Annotated in this window: 12 protein-coding genes and 1 riboswitch; of the genes, 6 read left to right on the forward strand and 6 right to left on the reverse strand. The window is 67.9% G+C overall.

Annotated elements, in window-relative coordinates; genetic code table 11:
• The 6 genes from rpsF (at nt 1) to ABDZ95_RS08500 (ending at nt 6,310) form a co-directional block, all read left to right on the forward strand.
• Nucleotides 1-387 carry a 30S ribosomal protein S6 gene (gene rpsF, locus ABDZ95_RS08475; protein WP_343792666.1) on the forward strand — a complete coding sequence of 129 codons (387 nt, stop codon included), beginning with the start codon at nt 1-3 and terminating at the stop codon, nt 385-387.
• 12 nt (nt 388-399) lie between these two features.
• Nucleotides 400-675 (forward strand): 30S ribosomal protein S18, encoded by a 276-nt coding sequence (gene rpsR, locus ABDZ95_RS08480; protein WP_343792668.1) that lies wholly within the window; start codon nt 400-402, stop codon nt 673-675.
• Nucleotide 676: 1 nt separating this feature from the next.
• Nucleotides 677-1,261, forward strand: coding sequence for a 50S ribosomal protein L9 (rplI, locus tag ABDZ95_RS08485; protein ID WP_343792670.1), 585 nt, complete (start codon nt 677-679; stop codon nt 1,259-1,261).
• A 167-nt stretch (nt 1,262-1,428) separates the two neighbouring features.
• Nucleotides 1,429-1,540: riboswitch (SAM riboswitch) on the forward strand.
• Nucleotides 1,541-1,832: 292 nt separating this feature from the next.
• Nucleotides 1,833-4,238, forward strand: coding sequence for a TonB-dependent receptor plug domain-containing protein (locus ABDZ95_RS08490; protein WP_343792672.1), 2,406 nt, complete (start codon nt 1,833-1,835; stop codon nt 4,236-4,238).
• A 99-nt stretch (nt 4,239-4,337) separates the two neighbouring features.
• On the forward strand, nt 4,338-4,721 hold the full coding sequence (locus ABDZ95_RS08495) for a hypothetical protein (RefSeq protein ID WP_343792674.1): 384 nt from the start codon (nt 4,338-4,340) through the stop codon (nt 4,719-4,721).
• Nucleotides 4,722-4,831: 110 nt separating this feature from the next.
• Nucleotides 4,832-6,310 (forward strand): replicative DNA helicase, encoded by a 1,479-nt coding sequence (locus tag ABDZ95_RS08500; RefSeq protein WP_343792916.1) that lies wholly within the window; start codon nt 4,832-4,834, stop codon nt 6,308-6,310.
• 6 nt (nt 6,311-6,316) lie between these two features.
• On the opposite strand, the gene ABDZ95_RS08505 is transcribed toward ABDZ95_RS08500, so the two are convergent.
• The 6 genes from ABDZ95_RS08505 to ABDZ95_RS08530 all read right to left on the reverse strand — a co-directional run bounded on the left by ABDZ95_RS08505 (nt 6,317) and on the right by ABDZ95_RS08530 (nt 14,544).
• Nucleotides 6,317-6,661, reverse strand: coding sequence for a glycine zipper 2TM domain-containing protein (locus ABDZ95_RS08505; protein WP_343792676.1), 345 nt, complete (start codon nt 6,659-6,661; stop codon nt 6,317-6,319).
• A 56-nt stretch (nt 6,662-6,717) separates the two neighbouring features.
• Entirely contained in the window at nt 6,718-9,930 is a 3,213-nt protein-coding gene (locus ABDZ95_RS08510) for a discoidin domain-containing protein (RefSeq protein ID WP_343792678.1), read from the reverse strand.
• Between the two features lie 147 nt (nt 9,931-10,077).
• Complete coding sequence (locus ABDZ95_RS08515; protein ID WP_343792680.1) at nt 10,078-10,893, reverse strand: carbohydrate ABC transporter permease; 816 nt, start codon at nt 10,891-10,893, stop codon at nt 10,078-10,080.
• Nucleotides 10,890-11,837: a carbohydrate ABC transporter permease gene (locus tag ABDZ95_RS08520; protein ID WP_343792682.1), complete on the reverse strand. Its 948-nt coding sequence runs from the start codon at nt 11,835-11,837 to the stop codon at nt 10,890-10,892. The genes ABDZ95_RS08515 and ABDZ95_RS08520 overlap by 4 nt, the downstream gene beginning before the upstream one ends.
• Nucleotides 11,834-13,108 (reverse strand): sugar ABC transporter substrate-binding protein, encoded by a 1,275-nt coding sequence (locus tag ABDZ95_RS08525; protein ID WP_343792684.1) that lies wholly within the window; start codon nt 13,106-13,108, stop codon nt 11,834-11,836. The genes ABDZ95_RS08520 and ABDZ95_RS08525 overlap by 4 nt, the downstream gene beginning before the upstream one ends.
• Entirely contained in the window at nt 13,105-14,544 is a 1,440-nt protein-coding gene (locus ABDZ95_RS08530) for a glucoamylase family protein (RefSeq protein WP_343792686.1), read from the reverse strand. Before ABDZ95_RS08530 ends, ABDZ95_RS08525 begins: the two co-directional genes overlap by 4 nt.
• Between the last annotated feature and the right edge of the window lie 40 nt (nt 14,545-14,584).

Below are 14,584 nucleotides of genomic sequence, written 5' to 3' on the forward strand. Positions count from 1 at the left end.
ATGGCTCTTTACGAGCACACGGTCATGTCGCGCCAGGATATCTCCGCGCAACAGGCCGAAGCGCTGAACGACACCATCAAGACTCTGATCGAGGAAAACGGCGGTTCCGTCGCCAAGATCGAGTACTGGGGTCTGCGCAACCTGACCTACCGGGTCAAGAAGAACCGCAAGGCTCATTATTCGCTGCTCGCCATCGATTGCCCGCCGGCCGCCATGGCCGAAGTCGAGCGTCAGCTGTCGATCAACGAAGACGTGCTGCGCTGGCTGACCGTCCGCGTCGAGGAACTCGACCTGGAACTGTCGCCGCTGCTGGCCCGTCGTGAACGCGAGCGCGAGCGCGAGCGTGAACGCGGTCCGCGTGACGACAACGCTGAAGCCGCTGCCTAAGGAACCCGGAACATGACCGATACGACTGCCCCGATCCCGGGCGCGCCGGCCGGCTCCGGCCCGGCCCGTCGCCCGTTCTACCGTCGCCGCAAGGTGTGCCCGTTCTCCGGCCCGAACGCGCCGAAGATCGACTACAAGGACGTGAAACTGCTGCAACGCTACATCAGCGAGCGCGGCAAGATCGTCCCGTCGCGCATCACGGCTGTTTCCCAGAAGAAGCAGCGCGAACTGGCCAAGGCCATCAAGCGCGCCCGCTATCTGGCCCTCCTGCCGTACGTGGTGAAGTAAGATGAAGGTCGTTCTGCTGGAACGCGTCGATAACCTCGGCGCCATCGGCGACGTCGTCACTGTCAAGGACGGCTTCGCCCGCAACTTCCTTCTGCCGCGCGACAAGGCCCGCCGGGCCACCGCCGCCAACCTGAAGGCCTTCGAACTCGACCGCGCCGCCATCGAGCAGCGCAACGAGAAGAACAAGGCCGACGCGCAGAAGGTCGCCGACAAGATCGACGGCCAGACCTACGTCATGATCCGCCAGGCGGGTGAGACGGGTCAGCTGTACGGTTCGGTCGCCGGCCGCGACGTCGCCGAAGCCGTTCAGGCTGAAGGCGGCAAGGTCGAGCGCTCGCAGGTCGTGCTGAACACCGCGATCAAGACGCTGGGCGTCCACGAAGTGCTGGTTCGCCTGCACGCCGAGGTCTCGGCCACCGTCAAGATCAACATCGCCCGTTCGGCTGAAGAAGCCGAGCGTCAAGCCAAGGGCGAGGACGTGATCAAGTCGGCCTACGAAGAAGACCGTGAAGCCGCCGCCGAACAGGCCGCGGACATGGTCGCCGGCGGCGCCGGCCAGCAAGACGGCCTGGGTTCGGAAGCCTGAACCCAGCCTTGAAGCTGGCCGAAATCTGAGCCGGGCTGGACTGCGTCCAACTCGACCGATTTCGACTTAGTGCTGAAAAGACACGGCGGCGCAGGGGCGACCCTGCGCCGCCGAACTTTTTTGCGTCATGGACTTGATCCGTTTTTGACGCATCGCAATATCGCAACTGCTCATCGAGACCGGCTGAGGGAAAAGGCCCTTGGACGCCGGGGCAACCTGCGGACCTCCGTAAGGTGCCAACTCCTTCGGGACCCCTCGCCGGGTCGCGGCAGATGAGAGACCGGGTCACGCCCGGACTCCCTCCATCTGTCACCGCTGAAGTTTCCGATCGAGCAGGAGACGACGATGCGTGACGACATTTCCCGCCTGACTGTTCTCGCTGCCCCCGGCGTTCGCGCGCTGCAATCCTGCATGCGGTGCGCCCGTCCGATGCGATGTCGACGTCCGCTGTAACCGGCTGACCGTCACCCGGCATTCGCGCCGGACCTGAACTCCCACAACTCGCAAGACCGACACCGGCGATCGCTGCGCGCGACGCCGTGCAGACACCTGCGCCTCATCGAGAACCGACATGAAAACCACCACCTTCCGCCTCGCCCTGTTCGCCGCCGCCTCGGCGTCCGCCCTGCTCGCCGGCGCCGCCTCGGCCCAGACCGCCCTGCCGCAGGACGAGCCGACGACAATCGACGAGGTCGTCGTCACCGGCACCCGGGCGCCCAACCGCTCGCGCCTGGACACCCTCGCACCGGTCGACGTCGTGACGTCAGAGGACCTGCAGAACCGGGGCACCACCGAGCTGGCCGCCGCCCTGTCGCAGGCCGTCCCTTCCCTGACCTTCCAGCGTCCCGCCGTCGTGGACGGCACGGACTCCATCCGCCCGGCCACCTTGCGCGGCCTGTCGCCGGACCAGACGCTGGTGCTGGTCAACGGCACGCGCCGGCACGCCTCGGCCCTCGTCAACGTCAACGGCTCGGTCGGCCGGGGCTCGGCGGCCGTCGATCTGAATACCATCCCGTCCGGCGCGCTGGATCGGGTCGAGGTGCTGCGCGATGGCGCCTCGGCACAGTACGGTTCGGACGCCATCGCCGGCGTGGTGAACCTGCGCCTGCGCGAGGCTCGCGAAGGGGGCGGCGCGACGCTGACGCTGGGCGGCTACCGCACCACAGTCGACACCGCCCGCGCGGCTCCGCATGACGAGGACGACGGCGGCACCGTCACCGCCTCGGCCTGGCAGGGCTTCGGCCTCGGTCAGGACGGCTATCTGACCCTCAGCGCCGAGTATCTGAAGCGCGACGCGACCAACCGCTCGGATCTCGACCCGCGCGTCTCGCCCGCGGCCATCACCGCGCGCTTCGGCGATCCGGAGGTCGAGCAGTGGACGGTCTTCGCCAATGCCGGCGCGCCGCTCGGCAACGGTTGGGAGGCCTATGGCTGGGCCGGCTATCAGGACCGCGACAGTGAGAGCGCGGCCTTCCCGCGCCTGGCCAGCAATGCGAACAACGTCGCCGCCCTCTACCCCAACGGCTTCCTGCCGAAGATCAACATCAACTCGCAGGATCTGTCCCTCGCCGGCGGCCTGCGCGGCGAGGTCGGCGGCTGGGCGACCGATGTGAACCTCGTCTACGGCCGAAACGCGCTCGACTTCCGCACCGAGAACTCGCTGAACGCCACCTATGGCGCGGCCTCACCGACCAGCTTCGATTCCGGCTCGCTGATCTATGACCAGCTGGTGCTGGGGCTGGACGCCAGCCGTCAGTACGAGTTCGGCCTGTACGCTCCGGTCAACGTCGCCATCGGTCTGGAGGCGCGTCGGGAGACCTATGAGATTCAGGCCGGCCAGCCCGAGTCCTGGAACCGTGGCCCGCTGGGCGGCAACACCGCGCTGGGCGGCGGCGCGCAGGGCTTTCCCGGCTTCCAGCCCGGCAACGAGATCGACGAGGACCGCACTGCGGTCGGCGCCTATCTGGATGTCGAGGCGCCGGTCACCGAACAACTCACCGTCGCCGGCGCCGTCCGGTTCGAGGACTATTCCGACTTCGGGACCTCGACCACCGGCAAGATCTCGGCCCGCTACGACTTCACCCCGTCGTTCGCCCTGCGCGGCTCGGTCTCGACCGGTTTCCGGGCTCCGTCCCTGCAGCAGCAGTATTTCACCTCGACCAGCTCGGTGATCCAGAACGGGGCCGTGGTCGAGACCGGCACCTTCCCGGCCACCAGCACCGTCGCAAGCCTGCTGGGGGCCCAGCCACTCGATGCGGAAACCTCGACGAACTACACGCTCGGCGGCGTCTTCCGGCTCGGTAACTTCAATCTGACCGTGGATGCCTACCAGATCGACATCGAGGACCAGATCGTCCTGTCGGAGCTGATCAACCGCAGCTTCAGCCCGCAGGTCGCCGCCCTGCTCGATCCGCTGGGCGTCCAGGCCGCGCGCTTCTTCCTGAATGGCGTCGAGACGACCACAAAGGGCATCGACGTCGTCGGCCGCTACCGGCTGAACACCGAGGCTTATGGCGACTGGGACTTCACGGTCGCGGCCAACTTCAACGACGTCGAGGTCACCAAGGTCCCGAGCTCGTCCTCGGTGCTGAATCCGGTACCGCCCCTGTTCGCCCGCAGCCGGATCGAGACGATTCAGCAGGGTACGCCGGACACCAAGGTCTCGGGCAACGCCGACTGGTCCTACGGCCGTTGGGGCCTGACGGCACGGGCGACCTACTACGGCGACGTGCTGCAGCCCGGCTCGACCGCAGCTGCGGACTACTCGACAGGCGACAAGACGGTCTTCGACTTCGAGGGCCGGTTCCAGCCCAATGAGCGCGTCACCCTGGCTCTGGGCGTCGACAACGCATTCGACGAGTACCCGGACGCCGTGCCGGAGGCGCTGAACAGCAACGGCGTACTGGGCTTCCCTTACTATTCGCCGTTCGGCTTCAACGGGCGCTTCGTCTATGCCCGCATCGGCCTGAACTGGTGATCGTCATGGCGCGGGAGGTCCCCCTCTCGCGCCAAAGACCCTTGTTCCGCCGCAATCTCACGGCCAAGCTGTGCGCGGGGGTCGGAGGGATATCCATTCATGCGCGCAGCCATCGTCGCCGCCATTGCCTTCGCCTGCCTTTCGGCCGGCAGCGTGTCAGCCCAGTCCGCCATGACGCTGGACGAGTTCGTGACCCGCGCGAACCGCATCCCGCTGAACGCGACAGCCATGCTGCGCCCTGATGCGCATAGGCTGAAGAGCGAGGGCGAGCGCGCGCTGGGCAATGTCATGCGGGAGGTCCGTCAGGCCCGGGCCGCGGGCCGCAACCCGCCCGCCTGCCCGGCCGGCGACAGCATCAGCCTCAATCCGCGGCAGTTGCTCGCCCACCTGAACGCTATCCCGCAGGACCGCCGCCAGCGGATGACCGTCACCGACGGCATGCGGGACTGGATGCGCGCGCGCTATCCCTGCCCCGGCGGCTGACTGATCCGTAAACGGAAATCGCCCGCATCCACAGGCGGTGAATTCTGTCCCCGTCGAAGGCTACGACAAAGAATGACGCGGCCCGCGTGTAAGGGCATGACGTCATGACCATGAACGCCTTCGCTCCCTCAAGCTTCGACCAGACGCAGATTGCGTCCCTGCCGCACAATCTCGAGGCCGAGCAGGCGCTGCTGGGCGCGCTGATGTTCGACAACGCCGTGTTCGAGCGGCTGAGCGACCGCCTGCGCGGCAGCCACCTGTACGAGCCCTTCCATCAGCGTCTGTACGACGCGATCGAGGATCACATCCGTCAGGGCATGCTGGCCGAGCCGACCATCCTGATGGAGCGGTTCAAGCAGGACCCGGCGTTCCAGGAGTTTGGTGGTCTGCGCTACCTCGCCGATCTGGTCGACCGCGCCCCGCCGGCCGCCAATGCGCCGGACTACGCCCGCGTCGTCTATGACCTGGCCCTGCGCCGCGACCTGATCCGCATCGGCGGCGAGATCATCAAGGAGGCGCCCAATCCGGAGACGCCGGCCGACGAGCAGATCGAGAACGCCGAACAGACGCTCTATTCACTGGCTGAGACCGGCAAGCCGTCGTCCGGCTTCGTCAGTTTCTCCCACGCCCTGTCCGGCGCCGTGCAGATGGCGGCCGAAGCCTATCAGCGGGACGGCAAGCTGGCCGGTCTGGCGACCCAGCTGGACGACCTCGACCAGAAGCTGGGCGGACTGCACCCCTCCGACCTTCTGATCCTCGCCGGCCGTCCCTCGATGGGCAAGACGGCGCTGGCGACCAACATCGCCTTCAACGTCGCCCGCAACTATCGCTGGGAGCCGCACCCGGAGGGCCGCAAGACCGTCAGCGGCGGCGTCGTCGCCTTCTACTCGCTGGAAATGAGCGCCGAGCAGCTGGCGATGCGTATTCTGGCCGACGCCTCGGGCGTATCCTCGGACAAGCTCCGCAAGGGCGAGATCGACGCCTCGGACTTCGGCAAGATCCGCGACGCGGCCGTCGAGATCGGCGAAAGCCCCCTGTTCATCGACGCCACCGGCGGCTTGTCCATCTCCAAGCTGGCCGCCCGCGCGCGCCGCCTGAAGCGGATGGATCACGGCCTCGACCTGATCATCGTCGACTACCTCCAGCTGGTCACCACCGGCGACGGCGGCGGCCAGAAGAACCGGGTGCAGGAAGTCTCCGAGATCACCGGCGGCCTGAAGGCGCTGGCCAAGGAACTGTCGGTGCCGATCATCGCCCTGTCGCAGCTGTCGCGTCAGGTCGAGCAACGCGAGGACAAGCGGCCCCAGCTGTCCGACCTGCGGGAATCCGGCTCGATCGAGCAGGACGCCGACTGCGTGATGTTCGTGTACCGCGAAAGCTACTACCTCGGCCGCGCCGAGCCCCGCGAAGGGTCGGAAGAACACCTGAAGTGGCAGGAGGACATGGACCGCCTGCGCGGCCAGGCCGAGGTCGTCATCGGCAAGCAGCGCCACGGCCCGATCGGCATCGTGAAACTGTCCTTCGACGCAGACACCACCAAGTTCGGCAACCTGGCGCAGGGCCAGCGCTACGACAGCTACGGCGACTGAGCGCGGTTACCAGCGGCGCGGATAGCCGTCGCGATAGACCCGGTCGTAGCCGTAGCGGCCGTCCCGATTATAGCCGCCGAAGCCGTAGCCGCACGGATCGTCCTCGGCCGACAGCTGGTTGCCCAGCACCGCGCCCACCGCCGCGCCGATGGCGGCGCCCTTCTCGCGATCATCGCTGCCGGCCACCGCTGCGCCAACGGCTGCGCCCAGCAGTCCGCCGGCCGCCGTGGCCCGCTCGCGGTTGCGGGCATAGTCGCGTTCACAGGCCGAGGCGTAGCCGTCCGTGGTCGCACAGCTGGCCAGCACCAGTCCGGACGCCGCCACGGCGGTCAGGGTTATCAAAGTTCGCATGCCGGTTCTCCCGAAGTTCGCAGAGCGAACACCGCAAGAGGCCGGAGCGTTCCGGCTCAGCGAAGATCGATCCGAAGTGCGCTGGCGGGAATGGCGAGTTGCTGCCCCACGAAACTCGCAGCCCGCCCGTCGATCCGCACGCTTGCCGGCGGCGTTTCGCCCTCCGGCCAGCGGATCACATAGCCGCCCGGAGGCGTCACGCCCGGCTCGATGTCCAGCCGCCAGCCCCGGCCGTCCTCGCGGAAGCGGTAGGTCAGCGGACCATAGGCGGTGCGAACGCCGCGAACGCCCACGCCCTCCCCGGCCAGCCAGCGCGTCGGCACGCCGGCGGCCAGCACCAGAGCCTCGTCCCGGTCGCGCTCGTAGACCAGGATGTCCAGCGTCGAGCGGATGTAGTCCGAGCTGATCCAGGCGTGCGGCATGTCGCCGATGAAGCGCGGCTCGCGCATCTCGCGGCCTACCACCTCGGCCCAGCCGTTCCACGCCGTCGGGCGGATGTCGGCGAAGTAGAAGTCCAGCGCCCGTAGCGCCTCTTCGCGACGGCCCAGCCGGACCATGGCCCCGACGTTGCGCAGTTCGTAGGGGGTGTAGTCCTTCCACTGCTGGCGGTTTTCCTGCCGGCTGGTGAAGTTCTCCCACCATTTGTCGAAGGTGCCGGCCAGAAGCGTCCGCGGCAGGACATCGATCAGTCCCGCCGGCGACAGGCCGATGGTGGTCGAGGTGGCGTCGAAGTCGCCCCGGTCGGCCGCCCCCGCGATCCAGTCGATGTTGTGGAAGGCGGCCGTGGCCTCGATGGACCGCACCACGTCGCCCTCGAACTCCTCGGCCGAGGCGCGGATGCGGGCGGCGGCTTCGGCGTCGCCCAAGGTCTCGGCGATCCAGACGGCATCGTGGTAGCCCAGCACGCCCCAGAAGTCGTCCCAGTAGGAATAGGCCGGTCGGTCCGAATAGCCTTCGTGGCTGATCGTCGGCGGCAGCAGACCGAACATGTGCTGCTTGTCCGGCGTCCTGTACTCGTCGGTCCGCGTCGTCGCCCGGATCTCGTCCATATAGGCGACCGCGCGCTGCACCTGCGGCCAGACCTGACGCAGCAGGGCCTCGTCGCCGGTGTAGCGATAGGTCTCGGCGGCCAAGAAGATGAACTCGCCGTGGCTGTCGTTCTCCGGCACCGGATCGGCGCCGCGGCTGTCGACGCAGCACGGCACCTTGCCGTTGTCGAAGACGTAGGGCGCGAACCAGCGCAAGTAGTCCGCCGACAGGTCCGCATGGCCCAGCCGGTTCAGTCCCTCGGCCATCATCGCCCCGTCCCGGATCCAGCTGCGGTTATAGCTGCGCGTGCCCGGCTGCAGGATCGGTCCCTGCCGCGACATCAGCATGTGCGCCAGCGACGACTTCATAACCGCCTCCACCGGCCCGGCCTCAGGCGGCAGGGTGATATCGAAGCGGTCCAGCTTCTCGCGCCAACCGGCGGCGATCCGGGCCTCGACCGCGTCCAGTGCGGCCTCGATCGAGCCCATTGTCGGTGGCTCGGCCGGCACGCCGGACAGGGGCGCGGTCCAGCCGAAGGTTCGCGTCTCGCCGGGCTGGAGAGTCACGTCGTAAAGCAGCGCTCCGGCGGCCAGTTCATCGTCGGACTCGACCGCGCGCTGATCCGCCGGCAACCGGCGGGCGTGGTCCGCCAGCAGGGCGTTCGGATCGGCGCCGGCTTGGAAATCCGTGACCGCCACCGCGTCCGGCGTCGCCAGGGCGCGCACCCGGATCGTGTCATTCAGCACCATCTCGCCGCCGGTCCAGTCCACCTGCTGCACGGCGCCGACCCCGCCCGGTGTGGTGAGGAACTGGCGTGGCCCGTTGACCTGGAACGGCCGGGCCATCAGGGCCAGCGTCACCGTCCGCGGCCGGTCCGAGGTGTTGCTCAGCGCATAGCGGCCATACAGACGCGCATTCTCCGGCTCGCCCTCCGCGAAGGCCGAGATCGTCAGGGTCCAGCCCTCGCCTGTCCACTGAACCGCCGGGATGGGCAGATCGCCGTCGCGCTGGCTCTGGGTCACATTGACGTCCGCCCAGCTGACCACCCGCCCGTTGTCGATCACAAAGGGCTCGATCGACGGGCCGCCGCGACGCAGCTCGATGGCGCCGTCTTCGCCGATCAGGCCGCTCTCGCCGCCGCCGTCGACGCCGACCAGCGTCCAGTAGGGCTGCTCGCCATGGAAACCGCGGGGGTACAGTCCCCGACGGCTCTCCTCGGCCACGGCGGTAACGAAGCTGGTGGCCGTCTCGCCGAAGGCCAGAGGTTCGATCTCGATCTCGTTCAGCGCATAGGGCGGCGTCTCCTGCACGCCCAGCCGCTGCCCGGCGCCGGCCTGCCCTACCACGGCGGACGGAGCCACCGGCTTCAGCAGGTCGAGCCGCAGCCAGCGGGCCGAGGCTTCCGGCGTTCGCAGCCAGTCCGTCCCGCCATTGCCGCCTTGCACGGACGTCAGCTCGCGCCACGCCTGTCCGTCGGACGACGCCATGACGCGATAATCGCTGGCCGCGCCGCGCTCGGCCCAGCGCAGCGTCAGACCGCCGAACTCGCGCTCGTAGCCGAGGTCCAGCGTCAGGCTTTCAGTCTGGCCGCCCGTCGCGCGCCACGCCGTCAGCGGATCGCCATCTACCGCCCGCGCGGCGACGTTCAGACCTTCGGCGCTCGACGCCTCGGCGATCGGGCGCGGCGGCACGGATGGCTCCGGCGGCAGTTCGCGGATCTCCAGCTGGTCGACCTCGAGCCAGCCCTGACCGCCCTGTCCGGCCGTCACGACGAACTCGATCCGCTGTGCGCCGCGGAAGGTGCGATCCGGGTTCGGCCCCCAGGCCCAGATGATCTGCCGCTTCTTGATGACATAGCGAGTCCACTCGCCCTGCGCCTCGAACCGCTGCACCTGCCGCCAGTGGACGTTCTCGCCCGAGGCGTCGGTGAACTTGATCTCCAGCGTGTTGGGCAGCATCTCGCCGCGCGCCCAGAAGCTGATCTCGTAGTTCTCGGGCACGGTCAGATCGATCTCCCGCGCGGCGAAGGCATAACCGGAGCGACCGTTGAAATCGTACTCCAGCCGCATGGCCTGCCCTTGATGCCCGGGCACGGCGCGGATGGCCGAGGAAACGTCCGTCGAGGCGTCCGCCTTCCACGGCGTCAGGCTCTCGAAGGCGTCCAGCGGCCGGGCGGACTGGGCCTGCGCCGTTCCGGCAAGAGCGAGGGCGGCGACCGAGGCCAGCAGAAGAACGCGCATACAGACTCTCCGCTCATCTCCGCGAAAGCGGGGACCCAGTGGTTTGGGCGAACCGGCACATCCGGGTCGCTCTGTCATCGATCCCGCCATCCCGAGCCCTTTCAAAGGACTGGGTCCCCGCTTTCGCGGGGATGAGCGGGCGCTTGGCTAGCCCTTCACGCTGCCCGCGAGCATGCCGCGGATGTAGTAGCGCTGCAGGGCGAGGAAGAGGATCAGCACCGGGGCCACGGTGATCGTCGCGCCGGCCATCATCATCTCGATGTCCTGCACGTGCTCGCGCGACAGGGCCGCCAGCGCCACGGGCAGGGTGTAGTTCGACTGGTCCGTCAGGATGATCAGCGGCCACAGGAAGTCGTTCCAGCTGCCCAGGAAGACGAACAGGGCCAAGGTCACGATGATCGGCTGCAGCGTCGGAAGGACGACCCGGCGGAAGATCTGGCCCTCGCTGGCCCCATCGATGCGCGCAGCCTCCAGCATCTCGTCGGGGATCGACAGCGAATACTGCCGCACCAGAAACAGGCCGAAGATCGAGGCCAGCCACGGCACCAGCGCCCCGGCGTAGGTGTTCACCAGCCCCATCGACTTCAGCATCAGGAACAGCGGCAGGGTGCCGATCTGGGCCGGCACCACCAGCGCGGCGACGAGGATCTGGAATACCCGCTCCCGCCCCTTGAACCGCAGCTTGGCGAAGGCGTAGCCGGCCGGCACGGTGAACAGCAGGGCGAGGATGGTCGCCAGCGTGGCCAGCGCGAAGCTGTTCCACATGTAGCGCCCCATGCCCTGGGTCACGAACAGGTCGCGGTAGTGCTCGAGCGTGAAGTTCGAAGGCAGCAGCGGCGGCGGAAAGTTGGCCGCCTCGCCGGTCGACATGAAGCTGACCGACACCATCCACGCCAGCGGGAACAGCACCATCAGGGCGATGAAACCCACGGCGACGTTCAGCAGGATCGCGCGGAGCTTCATTCGTACGCTCCCATCCGCTTCGCCACGGCCAACTGGACCAACGTGACCGCCAGAATGCAGAGGAACAGCACGAAGGCGACGGCGCTGGCGGAGCCGAGGTTCCACCATTTAAAGCCCTCTTCGTACATGAAGTAGAGCACCGTCACGGTCGATTGCGCCGGTCCGCCCTGGGTCATCACATAGGGCTCGGCGAACAGCTGGAAGAAGCCCGCCACCGAGATGATCGACACCAGCAGCAGGGTCGGGCCGATCGCCGGCAGGGTCACATTGGTAAAGGACTTCCACGGCCCCGCGCCGTCGATCCGCGCGGCCTCATACAGGTCATCCGGCACGGTCTGCAGGACCGCCAGGAAGATCAGCATGTTGTAGCCGAAGATCTTCCACACCACGAACATCAGGATGGCCGGGATCGAGGTCGACGGATCGCCCAGCCAGTCCACCGGCGGCAGGCCGATGCCCGAGATCGCCCAGTTGATGATGCCGTAGCGGGTGTGAAGCAGGTAGTTCCACAGCACCGCCGTGGCCACGAGGGTGGTGACGTAGGGGGCGAAGAACATCACCCGCCACATCGGCCGCCAGCGGATCATCCGCGCATTCAGGATCACCGCCGCGCCCAGAGAGGCCGCAATCGACAGGGGCACGCCGAACAGGGCGAACAGGCCAGTGTTCTTCATCGCCGTCCAGAACAGCGGATTGCCGAACAGCCGCTCGTAGTTCTGCAGGCCGACGAAGCGGACGTTGTTGATGTCCGCCAGCGCATAGATGTCGAAATCGGTCAGGCTCAGCAGCAGGGCCGCGAACACGGGAATGGCGAAGAAGACCGCGATGGCGATCAGGGCCGGGGCGACGAAACCCCACGCCGCGCGCTCGCGCTGGCGGGTCGTCGGGGCGCGCCGGGCGGGTTTGGCGGCGACGGTGGCGGCGGTTGCGGGGACGTCGGTCACGAGGCCCTCCCCTGCTCGATCATCCAGCGGCGCTTCTCAAGCAGCCGGTCGGCGCGGACATCGATCTCGCGCGCGGCTGTCTCGGGCGTGTATTCGCCGCGCACCATCCGTTCGGCCACGATCTGCATTTCGGTGACGATCCGCTCCCACTCAGGCACCTTGGGAACGGCCTTGGCGCGGGAAAGCTGGCCCTTGAAGGCGGCGATGGCCGGATCGTTGGCGACAGCCGGCGTGGCCCAAGCGCTCTCGCGCGCCGGCAGGTTGCCCGTGATGCCGTTGAAACGCGCCTGCACCGCGGGGTCGGCCAGATAGCGCACCAGCTTCCACGCCGCTTCCTGATGCGGCGAGCTCCGATAGACGACCAGCGACGACCCTCCCGGCGCCGAGGCGCCCGGCCCGGTCGGTCCCGGCACACCCGAGGTCATCCACTGCGTCTCCGGCTTCAGCCGGTTGCGGAAGTCGCCCACGGTCCACGGGCCGGAGAAGTAGAAGCTGAACCAGCCGCGTTCGAACTCGGTCCAGACGTTCGAGATCTGCGTCGATGACGCGACGGGCGCGAGGCCCTCGTCAAACAGGCTCTTGTAGAAGGCCAGCGCCGCGACGAAGGACGGGCTGGAGAAGTTGCCGCGCGTGTCCTGATCCCGCAGCAGCGGATCCGCGCCCTGCAGGCCGAAGGTCAGCAGTTGCTCGAACTCGTTAACCGGCAGCAGCACGGCATATTTGTCCTGCCCGGCCACGCGCTTGACCGCATGCATGGCCTGCTTCCAGCCGGCCCAGGTCTGCGGGATGGCGTCATAGCCGGCCTGTTGCAGCAGGTCCGAGCGATAGAAGATCAGGCGCGTGTCGACGTACCAGGGCGTGGCCACCGCCCTGCCCCCGATCTCGTTGGTTTCGAGCACCGCCGGGAACTGGTCGGTCAGCAGGTCCGAGGCGAAGGCCGGCATGGCGCTGATGGCCCCGATCGCCGCCATTTCGGACACCCAGGTGTTCCCGACCTGGCTGAGGTCCGGCAGGGAGTCGCCCGCATAGGCGGTCAGCAGCTTCTGGTGCGCCGCCGTCCACGGCAGGGCCTGCACATCGACCTTGATGTCGGGATTCAGCCGTTCGAACTCCGGCAGGATCTGCGGGACGTTCGTCGCCTCATTGCCCATGGCCCAGAAGCGCAGATGCGTACGGCCGTCGTTGCGCGGGCCGCAGCCGGCCAGACCGCCCGCGGCCGCCCCGGCCAGCAGGCCGAGCGTCTTGCGTCGATCCGGCCGGATCAGGCTCATGCGTTGTCGAGCCAGCCGCCGGTGAAGCCCGCCAGCTTCAGGCCGCGCGTGATGTTGGGCTCACCCTGCATCCGCTTCCAGACGATGTCCGAGCGGTGGTTCTCGATCTGGATGACGATCGGGCCCTGATCGATGCCGAGGTAGTCGCCGTCCACCCAGCCGATGCCCGGCACGATGCGGCCGTGCTGGAGCGGGCCGTCGCGCTCGGTCAGCGTCGGGTTGAACGAATCCAGGAAGCCGTACTCGGTGTAGATGGCCGAGCCGTAGCGGGCCTTCATCGCCTTCAGGCAGGCGGTGACCTCGGTCGGCGCAAACGGGAAGCTGCCCATGGCCGCCGTCGGCGCGATGGTGCCGTCGTCGCGCTCGCCCGGACCACGGGCAGAGTAGCTGAAGAACTCGCGCTCGCGCCCGCTGGCGACCTGGCGGAAATCGCCCGGCCCGTCGCAGGCCGTCAGGCCCCAGACCTCGGACGAATAGCCGGCCCAGCCGTGGGTGTTGTCCGTGGCGTACTTGCGCTGCGCCTCCACGGCGCGGACGCTGTTCTGGAAGTAGTCGAAGCCCGGAACCTCGGACTGACGCGCCCGCATCCAGGCGTCCTGGATGCCGCGGAAGTCGATGAACATGTGGCTGTACTGGTGGCCGAACATCGGGGCGAAATGCAGATGCTTCGGACCCCAGCGGTCGGTCCAGCTCTGGTCGTAGACGCTGCACCACTCGTCCCAGACCGTGGACGGAACCGGATGGGTGCGGCTGCCGATGGCCAGCAGCAGGACGATCATGCCCTCGTTGTAGACGTTCCAGTCCGCGGGGATCACGCCCGTCTCCGGGTGCCAACCCATCGAGATCCGGTTCGGACGAACCATCATCCAGTCCCACTCGATGCGGTCGTAGATGGCCTGCGTCAGACGCCGGATCTCGGCCTCGTCCGCATGGTCGCCGTCGAACCAGCGCGAGGCGAACAGCATGCCGCCGATCAGCAGGGCCGTGTCGACGGTCGACAGCTCGGTGCGACCGAAGCGGTGGCCCGTGTTCATGTCGATGAAGTGGTAGAAGAAGCCCTTGTACCCGCCGGTCCCCGCGGCCTCAGGGCCCTGCTTCAGATCGTGGAAGAAGCGGACGGTGGTCAGGGTGCGCTCGCGCGCCTCCTCGCGGCTCATCCAGCCACGCTCAACCCCCACCGGCCAGACCGTGAGGGCGAAGCCGACGGCGGCGACCGAGCTGAACGACGGCGTCGGCCAGCGGTCCGGCGTCAGACCGTTCGAGCGATTGGTGACGCGCACGAACCAGTCGAAAGTCCGGCGCTGGAGCTCCTCGACCTCGGGATCGAGCGTGCGGGTCGGGGAAGCGGGCGGGAAGGACTGCGTCGTGCTGCAGCCGGCGGCGGCCAGAACCGCTCCGGCGACGGTCGAGCCCATGAGAAAATGTCGACGGTTCATGGGCTGTATCCTCTTACTCTTTACGCAGTCAGGTCAAAAA

It is taken from the genome of Brevundimonas kwangchunensis (genome assembly GCF_039523815.1).
In the GTDB taxonomy this organism is placed as follows: Bacteria; Pseudomonadota; Alphaproteobacteria; order Caulobacterales; family Caulobacteraceae; genus Brevundimonas; species Brevundimonas kwangchunensis.

Coding starts and splice junctions, on each gene's coding strand:
- rpsF (WP_343792666.1), top strand. CDS start 1: ATGGCTCTTTACGAGCACACGGTCATGTCGCGCCAGGATATCTCCGCG.
- rpsR (WP_343792668.1), top strand. CDS start 400: ATGACCGATACGACTGCCCCGATCCCGGGCGCGCCGGCCGGCTCCGGC.
- rplI (WP_343792670.1), top strand. CDS start 677: ATGAAGGTCGTTCTGCTGGAACGCGTCGATAACCTCGGCGCCATCGGC.
- ABDZ95_RS08490 (WP_343792672.1), top strand. CDS start 1,833: ATGAAAACCACCACCTTCCGCCTCGCCCTGTTCGCCGCCGCCTCGGCG.
- ABDZ95_RS08495 (WP_343792674.1), top strand. CDS start 4,338: ATGCGCGCAGCCATCGTCGCCGCCATTGCCTTCGCCTGCCTTTCGGCC.
- ABDZ95_RS08500 (WP_343792916.1), top strand. CDS start 4,832: ATGAACGCCTTCGCTCCCTCAAGCTTCGACCAGACGCAGATTGCGTCC.
- ABDZ95_RS08505 (WP_343792676.1), bottom strand. CDS start 6,661: ATGCGAACTTTGATAACCCTGACCGCCGTGGCGGCGTCCGGACTGGTG.
- ABDZ95_RS08510 (WP_343792678.1), bottom strand. CDS start 9,930: ATGCGCGTTCTTCTGCTGGCCTCGGTCGCCGCCCTCGCTCTTGCCGGA.
- ABDZ95_RS08515 (WP_343792680.1), bottom strand. CDS start 10,893: ATGAAGCTCCGCGCGATCCTGCTGAACGTCGCCGTGGGTTTCATCGCC.
- ABDZ95_RS08525 (WP_343792684.1), bottom strand. CDS start 13,108: ATGAGCCTGATCCGGCCGGATCGACGCAAGACGCTCGGCCTGCTGGCC.
- ABDZ95_RS08530 (WP_343792686.1), bottom strand. CDS start 14,544: ATGAACCGTCGACATTTTCTCATGGGCTCGACCGTCGCCGGAGCGGTT.